20 protein-coding genes are annotated in these 23277 nt (G+C 34.5%); 11 read left to right on the top strand and 9 right to left on the bottom strand.

Annotation, left to right across the window (positions count from 1 at the left end):
* Nucleotides 1–17 precede the first annotated feature (17 nt).
* From KA894_RS00100 to KA894_RS00085, 4 genes are all read right to left on the bottom strand, one after another.
* Nucleotides 18–980 carry a LacI family DNA-binding transcriptional regulator gene (locus KA894_RS00100; RefSeq protein WP_096808849.1) on the bottom strand — a complete coding sequence of 321 codons (963 nt, stop codon included), beginning with the start codon at nucleotides 978–980 and terminating at the stop codon, nucleotides 18–20.
* Between the two features lie 371 nt (nucleotides 981–1351).
* Nucleotides 1352–1576 (bottom strand): sulfurtransferase TusA family protein, encoded by a 225-nt coding sequence (locus tag KA894_RS00095; RefSeq protein WP_096808848.1) that lies wholly within the window; start codon nucleotides 1574–1576, stop codon nucleotides 1352–1354.
* 27 nt (nucleotides 1577–1603) lie between these two features.
* On the bottom strand, nucleotides 1604–2698 hold the full coding sequence (locus KA894_RS00090; RefSeq protein WP_119488135.1) for a YeeE/YedE family protein: 1095 nt from the start codon (nucleotides 2696–2698) through the stop codon (nucleotides 1604–1606).
* 205 nt (nucleotides 2699–2903) lie between these two features.
* On the bottom strand, nucleotides 2904–3545 hold the full coding sequence (locus KA894_RS00085; protein ID WP_096808846.1) for a redox-sensing transcriptional repressor Rex: 642 nt from the start codon (nucleotides 3543–3545) through the stop codon (nucleotides 2904–2906).
* A 151-nt stretch (nucleotides 3546–3696) separates the two neighbouring features.
* Between KA894_RS00085 and KA894_RS00080 the strand changes: the two genes are divergently transcribed.
* On the top strand, nucleotides 3697–5625 hold the full coding sequence (locus tag KA894_RS00080) for an ABC-F family ATP-binding cassette domain-containing protein (RefSeq protein WP_096808845.1): 1929 nt from the start codon (nucleotides 3697–3699) through the stop codon (nucleotides 5623–5625).
* Between the two features lie 343 nt (nucleotides 5626–5968).
* Complete coding sequence (locus tag KA894_RS00075; protein ID WP_115342046.1) at nucleotides 5969–7561, top strand: MutS-related protein; 1593 nt, start codon at nucleotides 5969–5971, stop codon at nucleotides 7559–7561.
* A gap of 272 nt (nucleotides 7562–7833) precedes the next feature.
* On the opposite strand, the gene KA894_RS00070 is transcribed toward KA894_RS00075, so the two are convergent.
* The 5 genes from KA894_RS00070 to tsaE form a co-directional block, all read right to left on the bottom strand.
* Nucleotides 7834–8256 carry a VOC family protein gene (locus tag KA894_RS00070; RefSeq protein WP_115342045.1) on the bottom strand — a complete coding sequence of 141 codons (423 nt, stop codon included), beginning with the start codon at nucleotides 8254–8256 and terminating at the stop codon, nucleotides 7834–7836.
* 292 nt (nucleotides 8257–8548) lie between these two features.
* The gene (gene tsaD, locus KA894_RS00065; RefSeq protein ID WP_210133614.1) at nucleotides 8549–9577 is read right to left on the bottom strand and encodes a tRNA (adenosine(37)-N6)-threonylcarbamoyltransferase complex transferase subunit TsaD; all 1029 of its coding nucleotides are present in this window, start codon (nucleotides 9575–9577) and stop codon (nucleotides 8549–8551) included.
* Nucleotides 9570–10034: a ribosomal protein S18-alanine N-acetyltransferase gene (gene rimI / locus KA894_RS00060; protein ID WP_096808841.1), complete on the bottom strand. Its 465-nt coding sequence runs from the start codon at nucleotides 10032–10034 to the stop codon at nucleotides 9570–9572. The genes tsaD and rimI overlap by 8 nt, the downstream gene beginning before the upstream one ends.
* Nucleotides 10007–10669 (bottom strand): tRNA (adenosine(37)-N6)-threonylcarbamoyltransferase complex dimerization subunit type 1 TsaB, encoded by a 663-nt coding sequence (tsaB, locus tag KA894_RS00055; RefSeq protein WP_115342042.1) that lies wholly within the window; start codon nucleotides 10667–10669, stop codon nucleotides 10007–10009. Before tsaB ends, rimI begins: the two co-directional genes overlap by 28 nt.
* A complete protein-coding gene (gene tsaE / locus KA894_RS00050; protein WP_096808839.1) occupies nucleotides 10650–11111 on the bottom strand; it encodes a tRNA (adenosine(37)-N6)-threonylcarbamoyltransferase complex ATPase subunit type 1 TsaE in 462 nt (153 codons plus the stop codon). The genes tsaB and tsaE overlap by 20 nt, the downstream gene beginning before the upstream one ends.
* 655 nt (nucleotides 11112–11766) lie before the next feature.
* Here tsaE and ilvD point away from each other — a divergent pair.
* The 9 genes from ilvD to ilvA all read left to right on the top strand — a co-directional run bounded on the left by ilvD (nucleotide 11767) and on the right by ilvA (nucleotide 22736).
* A complete protein-coding gene (gene ilvD / locus KA894_RS00045; protein WP_096808838.1) occupies nucleotides 11767–13455 on the top strand; it encodes a dihydroxy-acid dehydratase in 1689 nt (562 codons plus the stop codon).
* Nucleotides 13456–13467: 12 nt separating this feature from the next.
* A complete protein-coding gene (gene ilvB / locus KA894_RS00040) occupies nucleotides 13468–15258 on the top strand; it encodes a biosynthetic-type acetolactate synthase large subunit (protein ID WP_096808837.1) in 1791 nt (596 codons plus the stop codon).
* The gene (gene ilvN, locus KA894_RS00035) at nucleotides 15255–15728 is read left to right on the top strand and encodes an acetolactate synthase small subunit (protein ID WP_096808836.1); all 474 of its coding nucleotides are present in this window, start codon (nucleotides 15255–15257) and stop codon (nucleotides 15726–15728) included. Before ilvB ends, ilvN begins: the two co-directional genes overlap by 4 nt.
* A gap of 44 nt (nucleotides 15729–15772) precedes the next feature.
* Nucleotides 15773–16777 (top strand): ketol-acid reductoisomerase, encoded by a 1005-nt coding sequence (gene ilvC / locus KA894_RS00030; RefSeq protein WP_096808835.1) that lies wholly within the window; start codon nucleotides 15773–15775, stop codon nucleotides 16775–16777.
* A gap of 125 nt (nucleotides 16778–16902) precedes the next feature.
* On the top strand, nucleotides 16903–18438 hold the full coding sequence (locus KA894_RS00025; protein WP_210133613.1) for a 2-isopropylmalate synthase: 1536 nt from the start codon (nucleotides 16903–16905) through the stop codon (nucleotides 18436–18438).
* Nucleotides 18435–19475, top strand: a complete 1041-nt coding sequence (gene leuB, locus KA894_RS00020) for a 3-isopropylmalate dehydrogenase (protein WP_096808833.1) — start codon at nucleotides 18435–18437, stop codon at nucleotides 19473–19475. The genes KA894_RS00025 and leuB overlap by 4 nt, the downstream gene beginning before the upstream one ends.
* A gap of 17 nt (nucleotides 19476–19492) precedes the next feature.
* A complete protein-coding gene (gene leuC / locus KA894_RS00015) occupies nucleotides 19493–20863 on the top strand; it encodes a 3-isopropylmalate dehydratase large subunit (protein ID WP_103373572.1) in 1371 nt (456 codons plus the stop codon).
* A 1-nt stretch (nucleotide 20864) separates the two neighbouring features.
* Entirely contained in the window at nucleotides 20865–21440 is a 576-nt protein-coding gene (leuD, locus tag KA894_RS00010) for a 3-isopropylmalate dehydratase small subunit (RefSeq protein ID WP_119488182.1), read from the top strand.
* A 27-nt stretch (nucleotides 21441–21467) separates the two neighbouring features.
* The gene (gene ilvA / locus KA894_RS00005) at nucleotides 21468–22736 is read left to right on the top strand and encodes a threonine ammonia-lyase IlvA (RefSeq protein ID WP_103373571.1); all 1269 of its coding nucleotides are present in this window, start codon (nucleotides 21468–21470) and stop codon (nucleotides 22734–22736) included.
* Nucleotides 22737–23277 lie beyond the last annotated feature (541 nt).

The raw sequence follows: 23277 nt of genomic DNA, 5'->3' as shown, positions 1-23277 counted from the left end.
ATCATACCATCGATTGTTTATATTTTAAATGACAGACTGACATCAATTAATATTTTAGACTCTGCTGGAACGTGTTGAATCAGTTTCTCTAACTGGTTCATAGCTACTTCACCAGCTTCTTCAAAGTGATATAGCACAGTTTGGATTGATGGGGAGACAATTTCAGTAACTGGATCGCCACCAAATCCAACAACCATTGGATTAAACATTTGATTTGATTGTTCTGAAATCACTTTATGCACTGCTAATGCAATAGAATCTGTCGCGCCTATAACTACTTCTAAGTCTGGCGATGCATTAAGTGTTTTCTTTACATCTGGCATTGCTTCTTTAAAATTGAATGAGGTTAATGTCATTTGAGGCATTACACCATTTACTTTCAAACCATCTATAAGCCCTTCTTTCCTCTGTATGCCAACTGCCTCATCGCTTTCTGTAACGCCAAAAAACTGAACACACGTAAAACCCTTTTCTCCAATATATTTTCCTACTAAATAACCAGCTCGATAATCGTCATGAATAACACAATTCAAATCAGTATGTGCTTGCCCAACGATGATGACTGGTACATCTATTTTATTAATCACTTCTAAATGTCGGTCAGTGATTTCTGTAGCCATAAAAATGATGCCATCTACTTTGCTTCTATTAAAGGTTTCTAACGCGTCTATTTCTTTTTCAATATCTAAATTTGTGTAATTAAGTAATAATCTATAATTTAAATTATCACAAATTGTTTTAACACCCTGAATAGTTTCATCAACAGCAAAAGAGTTCATACGTGGGATAATCGCACCTACCATATTCGTCCTTCTTGCTCTTAAACTTTGTGCAAATTGATTGGGTTGGTAGTTATTTTCACTGATAATTTTATCTAATTTTTGTTTTGTTTTATTACTGACTGAACCATTATTTAGATACCTAGAAACTGTACTTTTAGATACACCAGCAATTTTTGCAATGTCTTCAATGTTTTTCATAAATTTTCACTCTCATTAATTTGCTATTGTAAACATCATCTATTTTATCATATTGCAACCGCTTTAAATACTATTTAAAAATAAAATGAACTATGTTGGCTAAGAAACGCTTGTGCTTAAGATATTTGTTTCAATAAACGCCTGCCAATATAATAAACCATTGTGCTATCTATATTTAATTATCATAAATTGTCTTCAAAAATTGAACACTTAACGTAGAAAAACACCTTCGTATAAATTCATTTTATTATGAATCCAACGAAGGTGTTTATATATTATTTAAAAATTGGCTTTATTCACTTGGAATAAACCCAGATTTTTATTTCAATCATGAACATCTATATTTCAGTCCGACTATTTATTGAAAAGCATTATGCCTTTTGAACTGTAATTGTCCATGAAGCATCATCTAGCTGTTCGTAATTAGTCACTGGATAACCTTCTTCAGCTGCCCAGTTTGGAATCGCTTCTGTTGCTTGCGTGCAATCAAAGTCAATTTTTAACTCCTCACCATTTTCCAATGTACTCATTTTCTTTTGTGCTTCAATTAAAGGGAAGGGACATACCATTCCTACTGTTCCTAATTCATGTACCATAATTAATTCCTCCTTTAAGTTAAAATCTTAAGTCGTTTGAGTTTGCGTTGTAACTGTATGCTTCGCAGATTTTTCTACTTTTTGTGCTTTTTTCATTGGTTTGATAAATATAAAGTAGCTCATGAACCATGCACCTAATATCATGGAAGCAAGTGCTATCCAACCTTTCCACGACATTGTAGCTGTTTCTACTAATCCGTTTCCTATTGAACAACCGCCAGCTACTGATGCACCAAAGCCCATGCAAACACCGCCAATAATGCTGTTACGAATTGTTTTCTTATCTGGTAATCTCCACTTAAATTCTTTGGATCCTTTGGCTGCAATATAAGAACCAGCAAAAATTCCTAAGACAAGGAAAACACCCCAATCTAAAAGCTTAAGGTCTCCAGTTACGAAAAATTGAACTAAGTTTGCAGATGGCGTTGTGATTCCTAAACCATACATTCTTCCTGTAGATTCACTGACAGGCCATGCTAAAAGTGCAATGAGACCAACTGCTATAGCTGCTACAAATGGATGATATTTTTTCTCAAATAAATAATGACGAACGCCTGTAAATTTTTGCTTTAATTTCGGAACTGCAACTTTTGGTTTTGGTTTACGCAATGTTTTCACAACAAATGTGATAGTTATAATCGTTAATAACAAAACCCAAACCCAAGTTGGAATACCAGTTGTTTGTGACATACTAGTATTTACATTAGTTGGTTTATTAACCCCGTCCATTAAAGGTAACAATAAACCAAATTTAGTAGCAGCAGAAGTAAATGCATATGCGATAAGTGCTAACCAACTTCCAATCAATCCTTCTCCAGCTCTATACCATGTCCCAGTGGCGCAACCACCAGCTAATATGATACCAATCCCAAAAATAAATGAACCTATTACCGTTCCAATTATTGGATATGTTGATTCTGGAATTTGTACTAATCCAGTGGAAGTCAATATTAATAAGCCAATACTTTGTACAGATATCGCTATTAATAATGCGTAGAACATTTTGTTACTTTTTTGAATATACATATCTCTAAAACCGCCAGCAAGACAAAATCGTGTACGTTGCATGACAAATCCTAGAAGCGCACCCACGACCAATCCACTGATTATTAACCACGTCATAACATTACCTCTTTTCCCGATAAAATCAATATGAATTATCATATTAGATTTATATGGAAATTTCAACCTTTAATGATTAATAATTTAAAAAAAGTATAAATTCACTAATTAAATATGAAACTATTTGGAAAATAAAAAAGCTTTTTATAAATGTATCGTCATGATTGGTGACTTACATCTATAAAAAGCTCAGTGCTTTAAAATCTTATTTATTACTGTAGTTTTTCATAAAGAATAATAAAGATTGTAGCTCAATTCCCAAATCAATATGGTGGACTTGAACATCTACTGGTGTATACACACGTGTTGGTGTAAAGTTGAGCACGCCTTTAATGCCAGCATCAACCAAAGTATCTACAACTTGTTGTGCAGCATCTTCAGGCGTTGTTAAAATCACAACATCTATTTGTTCTTGTTTTAATATATCAGTAGCCTTCGAAAATGGACTCACAGTAACTTGCCCAATTTCAGTACCGATCACTTCATCTCGTATATCAAAAGCTTCCGTTATGGTCATTTCATCATGAATAGAAAAGTTATATGTTAATAATGCTTTACCTAGGTTTCCTACACCCACGATGGCGATTTTAATTTCATCATTTTCACTAATTTCATTTTTGAAAAAATGTAATAAACTGTCAATATTATAGCCATACCCTTTTTTGCCTAATTCACCAAAATAAGAAAAATCACGACGTATTGTTGCAGAATCAATATTTAATCCTTCACTAATTGTTTTAGAATTAACTCTGTCTATACCTTTAGATTTTAATGTATTGACAAATCTATAATATAACGGTAAACGCTTCAATGTGGCACGAGGAATCTTTTCGCTTTGGTTAGCCAAGATCTTGTCCTCCTATACTATGATCTATTACTAATTAATCTTATAATTACTACAACATTATACATTAATACATGCTAAAAATAAACACTGATAGTTTTAACAATGCTTAGAATACGGTAGAATGATAATGGATAGAGAGGTGCAAAATCGGATGATATTATTACAACTAAATGATATAACAAAATCATTCGACGGAGAAGATATTTTTAATGACGTAGATTTTGAAGTTAAAACAGGCGAACGTATTGGTATAGTCGGTCGCAATGGTGCTGGTAAATCTACTTTAATGAAAATTATTGCTGGCGTCGAAGATTATGATAGTGGCCATGTTTCAAAGAGTAAAAATTTAAAACTCGGCTATTTAACACAGCAAATGACATTAAATACAAATCAAACTGTTATTGAAGAAATGTCTAAACCATTTGAGAGTATGAAACAACTTGAAAATGAAATGAAAAAAGAAACAGATTGGTTAGCGCAACATGCAAATGAATATGATACAGAAGAATATAAAACACATATTGACCGCTATGAATATTTATCAAATGAATTTGAACAACAAGATGGATATCAATACGAAAGTAAAATCAAAACAGTGCTTCATGGTCTGAATTTTACTGAATCAGATTACAACCGCCCTATTAATGATTTTAGCGGAGGTCAAAAAACAAGACTTTCACTAGCCCAAATGCTCCTTAGCGAACCTGATTTATTATTATTAGACGAGCCTACGAACCATTTAGACATGGAGACCACGCAATGGTTAGAAGGGTATTTGAATTACTTTAAAGGCGCTATTGTAATCATCAGCCATGACAGATACTTTTTAGATAAAATTGTAAACCAAATCTATGATGTTGCACTCGGAGATGTACAGCATTATGTAGGTAATTACAAACAATTCATTGAACAAAGGGATAAATATTATGAAAAACGCATGCAAGAATACGAACGTCAACAAGCTGAAATAAAACGCTTAGAAACTTTTGTAGAAAAAAATATTGCACGTGCTTCAACTACTGGCATGGCAAAAAGTCGTCGAAAAATGCTCGAAAAAATTGAAAGAATCAATAAACCAATGATTGATGCCAAAAGTGCGAATATCCAATTTAACTTTGATAGAAACACAGGTAACGATGTTTTCCATATAAAAAATTTAGAAATTGGCTATGAACAAGCTATCACTAAGGGGATTAATATTGAAGTTTCTAAAGGAGATCATATAGCCATTATTGGGCCCAATGGTATTGGTAAATCTACATTAATCAAGACAATTGCAGGCATTCAGCCTCAATTAGCTGGGCAAATTACTACAGGTGCCAATTTAAAAATAGGTTATTATGATCAAAAACAAGCTGAATTCAAATCAAACAAGACGATTCTCGATTATCTATGGGATCAATATCCCTCAATGAATGAAAAAGATATTCGGGCAGTGTTGGGTCGTTTCTTATTTGTCCAAGAAGATGTCAAAAAAATTATCAACGATCTTTCGGGTGGTGAAAAAGCCCGGTTACAATTAGCGTTACTCATGCTCGAACGCAACAATGTCCTTATATTAGATGAGCCAACTAACCACCTTGATATAGATTCGAAAGAAATGCTCGAACAAGCATTAGATCATTTTGAAGGAACCATATTATTTGTTTCCCATGATCGTTATTTTATTAATCAACTGGCAAATAAAGTTTATGATTTAGATCATGAGGGCGGCACAATGTATCTAGGTAATTATCAATATTTCATTGAAAAAAAAGAAGAAAATGCAGCTATCCAAGCCAAAAAAGAACAAGAAACTCCGACGCAATCTGAAGTAACCACCACGCAAAATAATAATTATTTTGATCAAAAACTTCAAAAACGAGAACAGCGGCAAATCGAACGGCAAATCGAACAAGTTGAAGCTGATATAGAAAACTACGAAAGTAAAATTGGTGAAATTAACGAACAATTAACCTTACCAGATATATATAGCAATCCTGAAGAAGCAAGTCGTTTAGCCAAAGAAAAAGAAGAAAGCGAACAAAAATTAGAACAAGTGATGTCTAAATGGACAGAATTACAAGAAAAGTTAATATAATTATGAACTACTCAAAAATACGGAATGATTTTATCATTTTCCGTATTTTTTATGTTTTTTTACACTCGAATTATTAACAGCGATAAACCTTATAACGAGAGCTGTCCACAGAGTTATCCTAGTTATCCACAAGCAAAAAGCAATACCATTTTGTATTGAATTTTCAGATAACAAGTCATATCCACACACATACACACTACTTATCCACAGGTTGTACACTAACTGTTGATAAGTACGCACGTTCCCTATTGACATCTAGCAAAGTTTATTTAATTTAACTAATTGTTTATTAATCCATTTAATGACATAATTATTGTAATCATTAAAAAGAGAGATCGGACCTATGTTACCGTTATTTTGGTTTTTTATTGCTTTTATCATCGCTGCTTTCCTCGTGTCTATGATGACAAATATTGTGACAAATAAAAAATTAAAGCATGATATCCAGCTCTTATGGTCAAAGCAAAAGCCTCTAGAGAATTTTGTTCGGCCGAACCATATATATAGTTATCAGTTTGATACATATCAATTTCAATATGATAAAAACGCATTAGTAGATGATAAAACTTATTCAGATTTAAACATTAACGCTATGTTTGAGAAAATGAACTTTAATTTTACTGCTATAGGGGAAATGAGATTATATGCAACCTTAAGAAAAATGTTTACAATCAGTAACCAAAGCTTAATACATAAATTTAAACATGATGAATCATTTCGGATACAACTTTCTATACATTTAGCAGAAATCGGTAAAGCAATTTATCCAACATTCCCGGACCAACTATATACGGTTAAACGAAATAATTGTTTTATGTTATGCACGTATTTCCCTTTGATTTTTATTATTTTTTCTTTTTTCAATCCTGGTTTAGGCATATTACTAACGATACTTAGTGCCATTTTTAATATGGTTTTAAGCGGGGTGCTAAAAAAGACATTCAATCAAGATTTAAATTCAATATTTTATACATCAATGGTTATTAAAAAAGCGTATGCGCTACAAAAAATTGATGGCGTCCCTACGATAGATGTTGATTTCAGTCATTTTAAAACTGCTCGTAAACTGAGTGGATTGTTAGGAAAAGTTAATACGTCTGAAGATGCTATGGTATTTGCTTTTTTATTTAAAACTATGTTTATGCTGGATTACCACATTTTTCACTTAATACAAAATAGTTTTAAAAAATACGAGTCCGAAGTGATGTCATGTTACGACTATATAACAAATATTGATAATCATTATGCTGTGGCATTATGGAGGGAAACATTAACACAATATACATTTCCAGAAGAAAACGAAGCAAGCACACTGGAATTTGAGGAAATTACACATCCCCTACTTGATTACGCAGTGCCTAATGATTTAGAGATCAATAGTCATATTTTACTAACTGGTTCAAACGCTTCCGGTAAGTCTACTTTTATGAAATCTATCGCGTTAAATCTTATATTAGCTCAAACAGTATATACCGTGACCGCAAAGCATTTCAAATTTAAACCAGGTTTAGTTTATACTTCTATGGTTAATCAAGACGATATATTATCTGGCGATAGTTATTTTATGACCGAGATTAAATCAATAAAGCGTTTATTTGATATACAAACAAATAACATGGTTTATTGTTTCATAGATGAAATTTTCAAGGGAACAAATACTACAGAAAGAATTGCAGCTTCTGAATCTGTTTTAAATTACTTAGGCCCCTGTAAACATTACAGAGTGATTGCTGCAACTCATGATATTGAATTAACTTCATTATTAAAACACAATTATATAAATTATCATTTTAATGAAATCATTTCTGACAATGGAATTACTTTCGATTACAAAGTGAAATCTGGCAAAGCAGATACGAGGAATGCTATTGAACTATTAAGAATTATGGATTTTCCTGAACAAGTTTATTCACGTGCTCAGGCGTTATCCTCTTAAAATGATTTCATGGTGTAAATTAAGTTTTTACGCAATATTGTTTAATCTTAAAACCAAAGGCGAGATGCAGAAATCATATCCTTCTAAACCAATGTATCTTATCCTAGCAAACCTAACTGAAAACCATACAATTATTGAATTTTTTATAAATAATGAGAGACCGATGTGGTCTCTTTTTTATGTAAAAGAAGCTTAGTAAAGTGTAGTAAATAAGCGAAACCTCTTTACTAAGCACTGCACGTCTTCATAACCATTTGACGTATTTAAATTTATTATTCTGCATTAATCATCCAAGTTATGCCAAATGGATCATTGAACATACCATAAAGATTAGACCATTCTGTCTTACCTAAAGGCATTGTTTCTTCACATCCTGCTATAATCGCTTTATTAAAAAAGTCAATCGCAAGTTGTTTCTCCGCTTCATTATGATAGTCAAACGTAAATGTTACAATCGCACCACTATTATCAATTTTTTTATTTTTCCATGTATCACTACAATAAAATGTTTCTCCTAAAATTTTGAAGGACGCATTCATTGTAAAGTTTTTATCGACTTGATATTCTTCAGGCATATCCGCAAACATTTCATGATCTCCGCCTACACGCTGAATATCTGTTGCACCTAATTTTTTTTCGTAAAAATCTAATGCAGCTAAACTATTTTGAAAGTTAAAATACTGAACTGATTTCATTTCAAAACCCCCTTTTTTTAATGCGTGAATCCATACAAAAACACTAAAATACTTATACCCCATTTCTCACATTTAAACATTTTAACTTAGTATGCTATACAAAATTACTTTTTACTTAAAAACAAGATCTAATTTACTTCAATACAAATTTTTATATCAAATTTAAATATTAAAAAAGCAGAAAATGAAACCAACCATCAAGTTGATGTCATATTTCTGCTTATCTAGTTACTTTTCTCTTATTTGACCGAAACAAACGTAGAAATACATGAGCTATTATATTTTTAAATAATTATTTAACTATTGAAAATTGTTCTATATCCATATTATTAAAACCATTTAATGACATATCTCCTGTATAACCTGCTTGATATAAATAATGCGCTGCTGCGCCAATCATTGCTGCATTATCTGTACACAGGCTTGGGCTTGGAATACGCAAGTTAATACCATGCGTGTCACATACTTCAGTTAATTGCGCCCTTAAACCTTTGTTACTTGCAACGCCTCCTGCTACAATTAACTGTTTCACATCATAAGCTTCACAAGCTGATATTGATTTTCCAACCAATACTTCTACAACACTATTTTGAAAACTAGTTGCTACATCTTCAGGTTTGATTTCACAATTTTTTTGACGTAAATTATGCAATTTGTTAATCACTGCACTTTTTAACCCACTAAAACTAAAATCATAACTATTAGCGTCTAACCATACGCGCGGAAAGCCATAACTATCTTGACCTTTTGCTGCTAACTGATCAATTTGTGGCCCACCTGGATAACCTAATCCAATCGTTCTCGCAACTTTATCATAAGCCTCTCCAACTGCGTCATCTCGTGTTTCTCCTATGACTTCAAAATTTAAATGGTCTTTCATATATACAAGTTCTGTGTGACCTCCCGAAACAATTAAAGCCATTAATGGAAATTGTAAAGGGTGCTCTAAATGATTAGCATAAATATGACCTGCAATATGATGCACGGGTATCAAAGGTTTGTCGTAAGCAAAAGCAAGCGCCTTTGCAGCATTGACACCTACTAATAAAGCACCTATTAGTCCAGGTCCTTGCGTTACTGCAATTGCATTGATATCCTTCATTTGTAATTTTGCTTCTCTTAAAGCTTGATCAATTGTTGTAGTGATACCTTCAACATGATGCCTACTCGCAACTTCTGGTACGACGCCACCAAAACGTTTATGACTTTCAATTTGACTTAACACAATATTGCTTAAAATTTGCGTTCCGTTTTTTATAATACTTACACTAGTTTCATCACAACTAGATTCAACTGCTAAAATTAATGTTTGATTATTCATTTAAATTCACCCACATCACTATCGCATCCTCACCTTCACCGTAATAATTTTTTCGCTTACCACCATATTGAAAACCTAAATTAGTATAAACATGTTGTGCTACTTCGTTATCTACACGTACTTCTAAACTCATAATTTCACATTTCGTTTGTACGTAGTTCATTGCATATTTTAATAATAATTGTCCTAACCCGTAACCTCTATAAGCCTCATCTATTGCCACAGTTGTAATCTGAGCTTGATCAATCACAATCCATATACCAATATAACCAACAATTTCCTCATTAAATTCTATTATAAAATAGTGCGCAAATTCATTTTTTTCTATCTCATGATAAAAAGCGTCTATTGTCCAACTACTGTCATTAAAGCTATTTCTTTCTATATCAAATACTTGTGGTACATCTTTTATAGTCATCAAACGTATATTTAATTCTTGTTCTGTTGGTTTAACCAATTTCTCTCGGCCTCAGATAATTTAATATAATTGGGTTTAAATTGATGAATATCGGCAGTAGTTTCAATAAGTTTTTTCATATATTTTGCTTTAGGTAAGTTAGGTATACCCTCACTATCTAATAAGTCTTTTAATTTTTCAGTGTCTATACCCACAAATACATATGGTTTGTCCATACGATGTAATAAATCAAGGAGCGTTTGTATTGGTAAATATTGGTCTTCTTTAACTTTCACTAAATTATTTGCTTTATATTCATAAATACCTGTATATACTGCTTCTCTCCGGGCATCAAAAATAGGTACAATTAAACGTTTATCATCTTGCACAGTGGCAGCTAACGCTTTGAGTGATGAAACACCGTATAATTCAGCATTCAATGCGTATGCTAAAGTTTTAGCAACTGTTACACCAATTCTTAATCCTGTGTAAGAACCTGGTCCTTGAGCTACAATAATCGCGTCAATATCTTCTTTCGCTATTTGGCTTTCACCAATCACCTGTTGGATAGCTGGCATCAATTGAGTAGAATGATTCTGCTTTATATTTGAATTTATTTCGCTAAGTACGTTATCATCTTGCATCACTGCAACAGATAAAGGTTGATTCGATGTATCAATCAACAAGCATTTCATGTTCAACAGCCTCCTTTATTTTTAGATAATGTTGACCAACGGCTTTTATTTCTATGTCTCTTTCAGTTGGGCTTACTGTTTTAATATTAATAATAAGATGCTCAGGTGGTAAAAATTCTGTTATAAATTGACTCCACTCTATCAATGTGATTGCTTTATCTTCAAAATATTCATCGAAACCTAAATCTTCTTCGCTATCTTCTAATCTATAACAATCCATATGATGTAATTTTAAAGTTTCACCTTGATAAGATTTAATGATATTAAAAGTTGGAGAATTAATATTACGTTTGACCCCCAGTGCTTTACCAATAAATTGACTTAATGTTGTTTTTCCCGCACCTAGATCACCGTTCAATAATATGATATCTCCGGCAGATAGATGTTTCGTTAATATTTCACCAAATTGCTCCATATTTTCCAATCCTTTAATTTTAATCATATTCCTCTCCTTTTTTTTAGCGACACTTCCAAATTAATTTGGATTAGTGTCGAGCTTGCTTCATGTAACCTGCTTAACTAAGCAATTTTTTAGTCATACTTACTACAATGGAACGACAAATTTATTTTTTTAAATATGTTTGTTGTCCAACCCGCTCCATTTAAATATTATTTAAGTTTAAATCGACTTATACTTTATATAAATGAATATATTCTATAAAAATGATGGTACGCTCAAACATTTGATTTTATTAAATTAACTATTACAGTTTAACAAATTTTTTAGTATTTTACTTCAAACTAAAATAAGTTCTAAGTATTTAAAATTGTGTGAATTGAGAGAAAATTTAAAAAAATCATTGACAGTATAGCTTCAGTATAGTAAATTTAATTTATCGAATTTTTAGACAATTCAATTTAACAAATAAAAACAAACCATTCTATCGGAAAGGAGCATAATAAAATGACCAAACATACAACGCAATACCAACCAACAACTTCAAATATTTTAGTCATTTTATTATGCTATTAGGACTGGAACTTTAGTAAAGAATCTACTAAATGTTTAAGTCCTATTTCTAGTTGAATGGGACTCAAAAGCGTCCCAATTATTTATTGGGACGCTTTTTTATTTTCAAATTTATGGGGGAATTAATATGAGAAGCGATATGATCAAAAAAGGAGATCATCAAGCTCCAGCAAGAAGCCTTTTGCACGCAACAGGCGCTTTAGAAAAACCAACAGATATGAACAAGCCTTTCGTAGCTATTTGTAATTCATACATTGACATTGTCCCAGGACATGTTCATTTAAGAGAACTTGCGGATATTGCTAAAGAAGCAATTCGTGAAGCAGGCGCTATTCCCTTTGAATTTGACACTATCGGTGTTGATGACGGTATTGCAATGGGACATATTGGAATGAGATATTCACTTCCGTCCAGAGAAATCATTGCAGACGCTGCAGAAACTGTTATCAATGCACATTGGTTTGATGGTGTTTTTTACATACCGAACTGTGACAAGATTACACCTGGCATGTTATTAGCATCTGTAAGAACTAACGTTCCAGCTATTTTCTGCTCAGGTGGGCCTATGAAAGCAGGCTTATCATCACAAGGTAAAGCATTAACTTTGTCTTCCATGTTTGAGGCCGTTGGTGCATTTAAAGATGGTTCAATTTCAAAAGACGAATTTCTAGATATGGAACAAAATGCTTGCCCTACTTGTGGTTCATGTTCTGGTATGTTTACAGCGAATTCAATGAATTGCTTAATGGAAGTTTTAGGATTGGCTCTCCCATATAATGGCACAGCATTAGCAGTAAGCGAACAACGTAGAGAAATGATTCGTGAAGCAGCGTTTAAACTTGTTGATAATATCAAAAATGATATTAAACCAAGAGACATTGTAACAAAAGAAGCAATTGATGATGCATTCGCTTTAGACATGGCAATGGGTGGTTCAACAAACACTGTTTTACACACTTTAGCTATTGCAAATGAAGCTGGTATCGACTACGACCTCTCAAGAATTAACGAGATTGCAAAGAAAACACCTTACCTCTCAAAAATCGCACCAAGTTCTTCATATTCAATGCATGATGTACACGAGGCAGGTGGCGTTCCAGCTATTATCAATGAATTATTTAAGAAAGAAGGTACATTGCATCCAGATAGAATTACAGCTACAGGAAAAACGCTTCGTGAAAACAATGAGAACAAAGCAATACTAAATAGTGACGTTATTAGACATCTCGATAATCCATATGACAAACAAGGTGGCCTTTCCATCTTATACGGTAACTTAGCTCCAAATGGTGCAGTTATTAAGGTTGGTGGAGTCGACCCTTCAATTAAAGTATTTAAAGGAAAAGCAATCTGTTTCGATTCACATGATGAAGCTGTGGAAGCGATTGATAATCACGTTGTGCGTGAAGGACACGTAGTTGTTATCAGATATGAAGGACCTAAAGGTGGCCCTGGTATGCCAGAGATGTTAGCTCCTACATCTTCTATTGTAGGTAGAGGTTTAGGTAAAGATGTTGCATTAATTACAGATGGTAGATTTTCAGGAGCGACGAGAGGCATAGCAGTCGGACATATTTCACCAGAAGCTGCATCAGGTGGCCCTATCGCTTTAATTGAAAATAACGACGAAATTACGATTGATTTAACGAACAGGACATTAAACGTAGAAGTTTTAGATGAAGTATTGGAATCCAGAAAACAAAACTTAAAACAATTTAAAGCAAAAGTAAAAACTGGTTATCTTGCACGTTATACTGCATTAGTAACAAGCGCTAACACAGGTGGTATTATGCAAGTACCTGAAGATCTCATTTAAGGAGTGAGCATTATGTCTAAACAAACTGAAATACTTGAATACGAAAAGTCAGAAAATTTAGATTATTTAGAAACAACAGAAACAATTGAACCTGAAATGGAATTAGAAAAAGAAACAATTGATGAAATGAAATCTGGTTCAGAATTATTAGTAGATTCGCTCGCAAATGAAGGTGTAGATTTCATATTTGGTTACCCTGGCGGTGCAGTACTCCCATTATATGACACATTTTATGAAGGGAAAATCGAGCACATTTTAGCTAGACATGAACAAGGCGCAACTCACGCTGCTGAAGGGTATGCCCGTGTTTCTGGTAAAACAGGTGTTGTTGTAGTGACAAGCGGACCAGGAGCCACAAATGCGATCACTGGTATTGCAGATGCATATAGTGACTCTTTACCATTGGTAGTTATTACTGGCCAAGTAGCGACAGCAGGTATTGGCAAAGACGCCTTTCAAGAAGCGGATTTACTTTCAATGACGACGCCAATTACTAAGCATAACTATCAAATCAAAAATGTAAATGAAATACCAAAAGTACTTCATGAAGCATTTCACATTGCTAATTCTGGAAGAAAAGGACCAGTTGTCATTGACTTCCCTAAAGACATGGGTATTTTATCAACTAATGTAGATGTTTCAAATGAACTAGATTTACCTGGTTACTCGGTACCTAACAAACCGGATAAAACTGAAATTCAAAAATTACGTGATTATTTGAAAACTTCTAAAAAGCCTATTGTACTTTCAGGAGCTGGTATTAACCATGCTAAAGCAAATGAAGTATTGACCGAGTTTGTTACACGACATCAATTACCTGTAGTAAGCACTTTATTAGGACTAGGAGCAATTCCATATGACAATCCCCTGTTTTTAGGAATGGGAGGTATGCATGGTTCCTATGCAAGTAACATGGCATTAACAGAGTGTGATTTACTCATTAATTTTGGAAGCCGCTTCGATGATAGGCTTGCTAGTAAACCAGATGAATTTGCTCCTAATGCCAAAATTGTTCATATAGATATCGACCCTTCAGAAATAAATAAAATTATCAAAGTGGATTTAGGTATTGTAGCGGACTGTAAAGCAACTTTAGAAGCTTTATTAGATTTTGAAAGCTATTCAATCAGACACGAAGAATGGCTAGAAACATGTTTTAACAATAAATCAGCACAGCCTTTCGCTTTTAAAGAAGACGCTGATGGTACTTTCTCAAAACCACAACGCACAATTGAATATATAGGAGAAATTACTCAAGGTGACGCCGTGGTTACTACTGACGTAGGCCAACATCAAATGTGGGTTGCACAATACTACCCATTTAAAAACCATGGTCAATTAGTAACAAGCGGTGGCTTAGGAACAATGGGCTTTGGTATCCCCGCTGCAATCGGTGCAAAGTTAGCAGAACCTGATAAAACGGTCGTAGCTTTTGTAGGTGATGGCGGTTTCCAAATGACAAACCAAGAAATGGCAATCTTAGAAGAATACAACTTGGATATTAAAATAGTAATCATAAACAATGGTACTTTAGGGATGGTTAAGCAATGGCAAGATAAATTCTTTAATAAACGTTTCTCTCATTCTGTATTTAACGGACAACCTGATTTCTTAAAATTAGGAGAAGCTTATAACGTTAAAGGATTTCTTATAGATGATCCGGCGCATTTAGAACAAAAACTAGATGAAGCTTTCCAACATGATGGTCCCGCGTTAATTGACGTTCGTATTTCACCAATTGAACCCGTTAATCCAATGGTTCCTAGTGGTAAAGCTAACTACGAGATGGAGGGATTATTATGAGACGCACATTTAGAACCAAAGTTATGGACAAGGCTGGTACTTTAAACAGATTAACAGGTATTTTTGTACGGAGGCAATTTAATATTGTCACACTATCAGTAACGCCCACTCGAGAAGAAGGAATTTCTAATATTACTTTTGTAGCAGAAATCCCAGATTCAGATGTGTTACGAAATCTATTAAGACAACTCGAAAAACAAATAAACATCATAGAAGTAGAAGACATCACGGATACAAACACATACAACAGAGAATTAGTACTTGTGAAATTAGAAACACCAAGTAATCATCAAGATTTACAAAATATTATTAAACCATATGATGCGCTAGTTTCAGTTCTAAAAAGTGAGGCGCCTTATACGTATCTTCAAGCTTCTGGCCCACAGTATACAATGGACAACTTATTAGACGATCTATCATCATATAACATTGAACAAGTTTCTAGAACTGGTTCAGCAAGTTTAGTTTAAAGCTAAGTACTAAAACGATATTTTAAAACATGGAGGATTTTATTATGACAACAGTTTATTATGACCAATCAGTTACGAAAGATGCATTACAAGGTAAAAAAATTGCAATCATTGGATATGGTTCACAAGGCCATGCCCATGCTCAAAATTTAAAAGACAACGGCTACGATGTCATCATCGGTATTAGACCTGGACGCTCTTTTGATAAAGCAAAAGATGACGGCTTCGAAGTTTACCCTGTAAATGAAGCAGCAAAACAAGCTGATGTCATCATGGTGCTTTTACCCGATGAAATTCAAGGACAAGTATATAAAGAAGAAATTGAACCTAATTTAGAACCAAATAACGCACTTGTTTTTGCACACGGCTTTAATATTCACTTTAATGTGATCCAACCACCAGAAACAGTAGATGTATTTTTAGTAGCACCAAAAGGTCCCGGACATTTAGTTAGACGTACATTTACTGAAGGAAGCGCAGTACCTGCCCTATTTGCAGTCGAACAAGATGCAAGTGGTGAAGCTACTGATTTAGCGTTAAGTTATGCTAAAGGAATTGGTGCAACACGTGCAGGCGTTTTAGAAACATCATTTAAAGAAGAAACTGAAACAGATTTATTTGGTGAACAAGCAGTGCTCTGTGGTGGTACAACAAAATTAATTCAATCTGGTTTCGAAACACTTGTCGAAGCTGGTTATCAACCAGAAATCGCTTATTTTGAAGTGTTACATGAAATGAAACTTATTGTTGACTTAATGTACGAGGGCGGTATGGAAAATATGCGTTATTCAATTTCAAATACAGCTGAATTTGGTGATTATGTATCAGGTCCACGCGTAATTACTCCAGATGTTAAAGATAATATGAAAGCAGTGCTTAACGACATTCAACAAGGAAACTTCAGTGATCGTTTCATCAAAGATAATGAAAATAACTTTGAAGAATTCCATAAATTGCGTGACGAACAACACGGACATCAAATTGAAGCAGTCGGCAAAGATCTACGTGAAATGATGCCGTTTATTAAATCAAAAAGTATTGAAAAATAATTAGTTATATGATGATATCTGGAGAATCAAACTGTGTAAAATATCTTTGATATTTACTGTAATGTGCGATTCTTCAGCCATTACATCATATGTTGCTAAAATTTATTTATTAGGAGATGTTTAAAATGAATAGCCATATTCAAATATTTGATACCACACTAAGAGACGGCGAACAAACACCGGGCGTCAATTTTTCATTCGATGAGCGTCTAAAAATCGCTAAGCAACTTGAAAAATGGGGTGTAGATATTATAGAAGCTGGTTTCCCCGCTTCAAGTACAGGTAGTTTTAAATCTGTGGAAGAGATTTCTAAAACCTTAACAACAACTGCTGTTTGTGGATTAGCACGTTGTGTGAAGAAAGATATTGACGCCGTTTATGAATCAACTAAGGAAGCTGTAAAGCCTAGAATACACGTATTCTTAGCAACTAGCCCTATCCACCGTGATTCAAAACTAATGATGTCTAAAGAAGACGTTTTAGCATCAATCAAAGAGCATGTAGTCTATGCTACAAATTACTTTGAGCTCGTTCAATTTTCACCAGAAGATGCTACAAGAACTGAATTACCTTTCTTAATCGAATGTGTCCAAACTGCTGTTGATGCTGGAGCAAGTGTAATCAATATACCTGATACTGTTGGCTTTAGTTACCCTTCAGAATATGGCAAAATTTTTAAAACACTCCAAGAAAAAATTAAAACTGATCATGAAGTCATCTACAGTGCACACTGTCATGACGATTTAGGTTTAGCAGTTGCAAATAGTATGGCTGCAATAGAGAACGGCGCAAAACGTATTGAGGGAACTTTAAATGGTATTGGGGAACGTGCAGGTAATACGGCCCTTGAGGAAGTAGCACTTGGCCTTTACGTTCGACAAGATCATTACGGTAACCAAACTAGAATAAATCTTGAAGAAACGAAAGACACTTCTGATTTGATTGCTCGATACGCAGGTATTCGAGTCCCTAGAAACAAAGCAATTGTTGGTCAAAATGCATTCAGCCATGAATCAGGAATTCATCAAGATGGCGTCCTTAAGAACCCTGAAACATATGAAATTATGACACCTCAACTCGTAGGCGTTAAAACAACTGAATTACCATTAGGAAAACTATCGGGTAAACACGCATTTTCAGAAAAACTAATTGCATTAGGCTATGAAGTTGAACCAGAAGAACAAAAAGCACTATTTAAGCAATTTAAAACAATTGCCGATAAGAAAAAAGCAGTTACTGATAGAGATATTCACGCATTAATTCAAGGTACTGAGCATGAACAAAATGCGATTTACAAAGTTGAAACATTGCAACTACAATTCGTTTCAAATGGATTACAAAGTGCTGTGGTCGTCATTAAAGATAAAGATGGTCATACGTATCAAGATTCAAGTATCGGTACCGGCTCTATTGTTTCTGTATATAATGCAGTAGATCGTATTTTCAATCGCGAAACGGAACTTATTGATTATCGCATAGAGTCTGTAACTGAAGGAACGGATGCACAAGCAGAAGTACACGTACAAATTAAAATTGGAGATCAAGAAGTTACTGGCGTAGGTATCGATCATGACATTTTATTAGCTTCATGCAAATCATATGTAGAAGCTCATGCTAAATATGTCTCAAATTCGAAAGTGGAAGAAGGTATTCACTCATGAGTTATAAAATTGTTGCTCTACCCGGCGATGGTATTGGACCTGAAATTTTAAATGGTTCATTAGAAATTCTTTCTCAATTAAGTTCTGACTTTAATTTTAATTATGAAATAGAAACCCATGATTTTGGCGGCATCGCAATAGACAATCACGGTACGCCGCTACCCGATACGACACTAAATGCTTGTAAGCAAGCAGATGCCATTCTGCTAGGTGCTGTAGGAGGACCTAAATGGACAGATCCTAATAATAGACCCGAACAAGGCCTATTAGGTATTCGTAAATCATTAGGTTTATTTGCTAACATCCGCCCTACTACAGTCACTAGTGGTACAAGTCACTTGTCACCTATTAAAAAAGAACGCGTTGCAGGTACCGATTTTATCTTAGTCAGAGAATTAACGGGCGGTATATACTTCGGTGAACCAAAACATTGGAATGAAAAACAAGCTTTAGATTCTTTAACTTATACACGTGAAGAAATTGAACGAATCGCAAGAGTTGCCTTTGATTTAGCTCAAAAACGTCACAAGAAATTGACTTCTGTGGATAAAGAAAATGTGCTTTCATCTAGTAAATTATGGCGTAAGGTTATCAATGACGTTGCTAATGAATACCCAGATGTAGAAGTAAATCATTTACTTGTCGATGCTTGTGCAATGCATTTAATTACTAACCCGTCTCAATTTGACGTCATCGTCACTGAAAATTTATTCGGAGATATTTTAAGTGATGAAGCATCGGTTATCCCAGGTTCTTTAGGTCTTTCTCCGTCAGCCAGTTTTAGTGAAAATGGGCCAAGGCTATATGAACCTATTCACGGTTCTGCGCCTGATATCGCTAACCAAGATAAAGCCAATCCATTCGGCATGCTTTTATCACTCGTCATGTGTCTAAGAGAAAGTCTTAAAGAAACAGAAGCCGCTAATAAATTAGAATCGGTCGTTTACCAACTTATTGAAGAAGAAAAAACAACGCGCGACCTCAATGGTAATTATAATACATCAGATATTTTTAAATTCGTTAAACAAAATCTTTAAAAAGGAGGAGATGTCATATGGGTAAAACACTATTTGATAAAGTTTGGAACAAGCATGTCTTAACTGGTAAAGAAGGTGACCCACAATTATTATATATAGATTTGCATCTTATACATGAAGTCACATCTCCTCAAGCATTTGAAGGACTAAGACTACAAAATAGAAAACTTCGTAGACCAGATTTAACATATGCGACATTAGATCATAACGTACCGACAGTAGATATTTTTAACATTAAAGATGAAATAGCGAATAAACAAATCACAACACTTCAAAAAAACGCTACAGAATTTGACGTTCATATATTTGATATGGGATCTGACGAACAAGGCATCGTGCATATGGTTGGTCCTGAAACTGGACTTACACAACCTGGCAAAACGATTGTATGTGGTGATTCTCATACAGCTACACACGGTGCTTTCGGTGCAATCGCTTTTGGTATTGGTACAAGTGAAGTTGAACACGTCTTTGCCACACAAACGTTATGGCAAACCAAACCAAAAAATCTTAAAATCGATGTTACAGGTCAATTACCTACAGGTGTATATGCTAAAGACATTATCTTATATCTGATTAATCAATATGGTGTAGATTTCGGTACGGGGTATGCCCTTGAATTCTCTGGCGAAACAATCAGTAGTTTGTCAATGGAAGCTAGAATGACCATTTGTAATATGGCAATTGAAGCTGGAGCCAAATACGGCATGATGGCCCCTGATGAAACAACATTTGAATATGTTCAAGGGCGCCCTTACGCAACAAATTATAAATACGCAGTTGATGAATGGCGTGAGCTGTATACAGATAAAGACGCAGAATTTGATAAAGTTATTCAACTTGATGTGTCAGATTTAGAGCCGCAAGTAACTTGGGGGACAAGCCCTGAAATGGGTGTGAGTTTTAATACACCCTTCCCAGAAATTGAAGATGTGAATGATGAACGTGCTTATAACTATATGGGATTAGAACCAGGCCAAAAAGCAGAAGATATTGAATTAGGTTATGTATTCTTAGGTTCATGTACGAATGCTCGACTATCTGACCTTATTGAAGCAAGCCATATTGTAGAAGGAAATCAAGTGCATCCTAATATCACTGCAATTGTTGTGCCAGGATCTAGAACCGTAAAAATAGAAGCTGAAAAATTAGGTCTTGATAAAGTATTTAAAAATGCTGGTTTTGAATGGAGAGAACCAGGTTGCTCCATGTGCCTAGGAATGAATCCAGACCAAGTACCAGATGGGGTTCACTGCGCTTCAACAAGTAACCGTAATTTTGAGGGACGCCAAGGTAAAGGTGCACGAACACACTTAGTCTCCCCTGCCATGGCTGCTGCGGCAGCAATTAACGGTAGATTTGTAGACGTTAGAAAGGTGGTTGTATAATATGGATATCCAACCTATTACAACTTATTCAGGAAAAGTTGTGCCATTATTTCACGATAATATTGACACTGACCAAATTATCCCCAAAGTACACTTGAAACGTATTTCAAAATCAGGATTTGGGCCCTTTGCTTTTGATGAATGGCGTTATTTAGCAGACGGATCAGACAATCCAGAGTTCAACCCAAATAAACCTGAATACAAAGACGCTTCTATTTTGGTGACAGGTGATAATTTTGGATGTGGATCAAGTCGTGAACATGCAGCTTGGGCCATTAAAGATTACGGTTTTGATATTATTATTGCCGGTAGTTATAGCGATATTTTTTATATGAACTGTACTAAAAACGCTATGCTGCCTATCGTTTTAGATGAAAACGAAAGAGAATATATAGTAGAAACAGGAGAAGTCACTGTTGATTTGCCTAATCAAACAGTGACTGCAGGAAACAAACAATTTCATTTTGACATTGATGAAACCTGGAAAAACAAGCTTATTAACGGACTTGATGATATTGCAGTAACACTTCAATATGAAGATCAAATTCAAGCATACGAAACAGCAAAAACATTTTAACGAAACTTAAATAAAGGTGTGAAATTTATGACTGTAAAAACAACTGTTTCTTCCAAAGATATCGATGAAGCTTTCTTACAATTAAAAGATGTTGTTAAAGAAACACCCTTACAAAAGGATCATTACTTATCACTTAAATATGATTGTAACGTCTATTTAAAAAGAGAAGACTTACAATGGGTTAGGTCCTTTAAACTGAGAGGTGCTTATAACGCAATTATAGCGTTAAATGAAAATGATAGACAAAATGGTATTACATGTGCCAGTGCAGGTAATCACGCACAAGGTGTTGCATATACAGCTAACAAATTAAATTTAAAAGCAGTTATTTTTATGCCTGTAACGACCCCACTTCAAAAAATTAACCAAGTGAAATTTTTTGGAGGCCGTAATGCAGAAGTTGTCCTAACAGGAGATACTTTTGATGACTGCTTGAAAGAAGCACTTACGTATACTGAGAACCATAAAATGAATTTCATTGACCCCTTTAACAACATTTATACAATTGCTGGGCAAGGCACATTAGCAAAAGAAATCATTGAACAATCTGCTGAAGATGATATACAATTTGATTATTTATTCTCAGCAATTGGCGGTGGTGGTTTAATTTCAGGTGTAGGTACTTATTTTAAAGCACATTCACCACAAACTTCTATCATCGGTGTAGAGCCTGCTGGGGCTAGCAGTATGTATGCTTCAGTAGTACTACAAAATCAAATTGTAACTTTACCTGATATTGATAAATTTGTAGACGGTGCGTCAGTAGCAAAAGTAGGCGAAATCACTTATGATATCGCTAAAAATGTAGTAGATGATTACGTTCAAGTGCATGAAGGTGCTGTATGTTCAACTATATTGGACATGTATTCTAAACAAGCGATTATTGCTGAACCTGCAGGCGCATTGAGTGTGACAGCACTAGAACAATACCGTTCAGAAATTAAAGGTAAGACAGTTGTTTGCGTTGTGAGCGGTGGCAATAATGATATTAATCGTATGAAAGAAATTGAAGAACGCTCGTTGTTATTTGAAGAAATGAAACACTATTTCATTCTTAACTTTCCACAACGCCCTGGCGCTTTAAGAGAATTTGTCAATGAAGTCCTTGGACCGAAAGATGATATTACCAAATTTGAATACCTTAAAAAGAGCTCACAAAATACAGGAACAGTTATCATCGGTATCCAATTAAATAATCATCAAGATTTAGATAACCTCAAATCAAATGTAGATCAATTTGATCCTTCAAATATCTATATCAATGAAAATAAAATGCTTTATTCACTACTTATTTAATATTCGACAACGTCCCTCTTCTCCGTTTACGGAGTTAGTGGGACTTATACATGAGCTGAGGGCTCATGTATTCCTTTAGTTCGTCAGCTTCAAACGCTTTCTCATGACAATTGTTTTTCAGTGCTTCACACTGGTAGTTAAGTCCTTTTGGCAAAAAAAAGAGACCTTTCGGTCTCGGCTCATCGCATCCTATATGCTTGCCTGGCAACGTCCTACTCTTGCGGAACGTAAGTCGGCTACCATCAGCGCTAAGAAGCTTTCTTGCCATGAGGCAAGCGCTCGCATCTTTCCTCACTTGCACGCTTTCCTTACTCACTTACCACTTGTAAGCTCGTTTCGTCTTTCGCTTAGTTCGTCAGCTTCAAACGCTTTCTCATGACAATTGTTTTTCAGTGCTTCACACTGGTAGTTAAGTCCTTTTGGCAAAAAAAAGAGACCTTTCGGTCTCGGCTCATCGCATCCTATATGCTTGCCTGGCAACGAACAACTCTTGAGGAACGTAAGTCGGCTACCATCAGCGCTAAGAATCTTTCTTGACATG

Origin of the sequence: Staphylococcus sp. GDY8P131P, from assembly GCF_017891975.1 — a bacterium.
In the GTDB taxonomy this organism is placed as follows: domain Bacteria; phylum Bacillota; class Bacilli; order Staphylococcales; family Staphylococcaceae; genus Staphylococcus; species Staphylococcus nepalensis.
The sequence above is the reverse complement of the archived record's forward strand: the minus strand, read 5'-3'. Positions and strand labels throughout refer to the sequence as shown.

Excerpts from the sequence above, each read along its gene's own strand:
- ilvD (WP_096808838.1), top strand. The coding sequence starts at position 11,767 with ATGAGAAGCGATATGATCAAAAAAGGAGATCATCAAGCTCCAGCAAGA.
- tsaD (WP_210133614.1), bottom strand. The coding sequence starts at position 9,577 with ATGAATAATCAAACATTAATTTTAGCAGTTGAATCTAGTTGTGATGAA.
- ilvC (WP_096808835.1), top strand. The coding sequence starts at position 15,773 with ATGACAACAGTTTATTATGACCAATCAGTTACGAAAGATGCATTACAA.
- KA894_RS00075 (WP_115342046.1), top strand. The coding sequence starts at position 5,969 with ATGTTACCGTTATTTTGGTTTTTTATTGCTTTTATCATCGCTGCTTTC.
- KA894_RS00095 (WP_096808848.1), bottom strand. The coding sequence starts at position 1,576 with ATGGTACATGAATTAGGAACAGTAGGAATGGTATGTCCCTTCCCTTTA.
- tsaB (WP_115342042.1), bottom strand. The coding sequence starts at position 10,669 with ATGAAATGCTTGTTGATTGATACATCGAATCAACCTTTATCTGTTGCA.
- KA894_RS00070 (WP_115342045.1), bottom strand. The coding sequence starts at position 8,256 with ATGAAATCAGTTCAGTATTTTAACTTTCAAAATAGTTTAGCTGCATTA.
- KA894_RS00025 (WP_210133613.1), top strand. The coding sequence starts at position 16,903 with ATGAATAGCCATATTCAAATATTTGATACCACACTAAGAGACGGCGAA.
- ilvB (WP_096808837.1), top strand. The coding sequence starts at position 13,468 with ATGTCTAAACAAACTGAAATACTTGAATACGAAAAGTCAGAAAATTTA.
- leuC (WP_103373572.1), top strand. The coding sequence starts at position 19,493 with ATGGGTAAAACACTATTTGATAAAGTTTGGAACAAGCATGTCTTAACT.
- leuD (WP_119488182.1), top strand. The coding sequence starts at position 20,865 with ATGGATATCCAACCTATTACAACTTATTCAGGAAAAGTTGTGCCATTA.
- KA894_RS00100 (WP_096808849.1), bottom strand. The coding sequence starts at position 980 with ATGAAAAACATTGAAGACATTGCAAAAATTGCTGGTGTATCTAAAAGT.
- ilvA (WP_103373571.1), top strand. The coding sequence starts at position 21,468 with ATGACTGTAAAAACAACTGTTTCTTCCAAAGATATCGATGAAGCTTTC.
- tsaE (WP_096808839.1), bottom strand. The coding sequence starts at position 11,111 with ATGATTAAAATTAAAGGATTGGAAAATATGGAGCAATTTGGTGAAATA.
- KA894_RS00080 (WP_096808845.1), top strand. The coding sequence starts at position 3,697 with ATGATATTATTACAACTAAATGATATAACAAAATCATTCGACGGAGAA.
- ilvN (WP_096808836.1), top strand. The coding sequence starts at position 15,255 with ATGAGACGCACATTTAGAACCAAAGTTATGGACAAGGCTGGTACTTTA.
- KA894_RS00090 (WP_119488135.1), bottom strand. The coding sequence starts at position 2,698 with ATGACGTGGTTAATAATCAGTGGATTGGTCGTGGGTGCGCTTCTAGGA.
- leuB (WP_096808833.1), top strand. The coding sequence starts at position 18,435 with ATGAGTTATAAAATTGTTGCTCTACCCGGCGATGGTATTGGACCTGAA.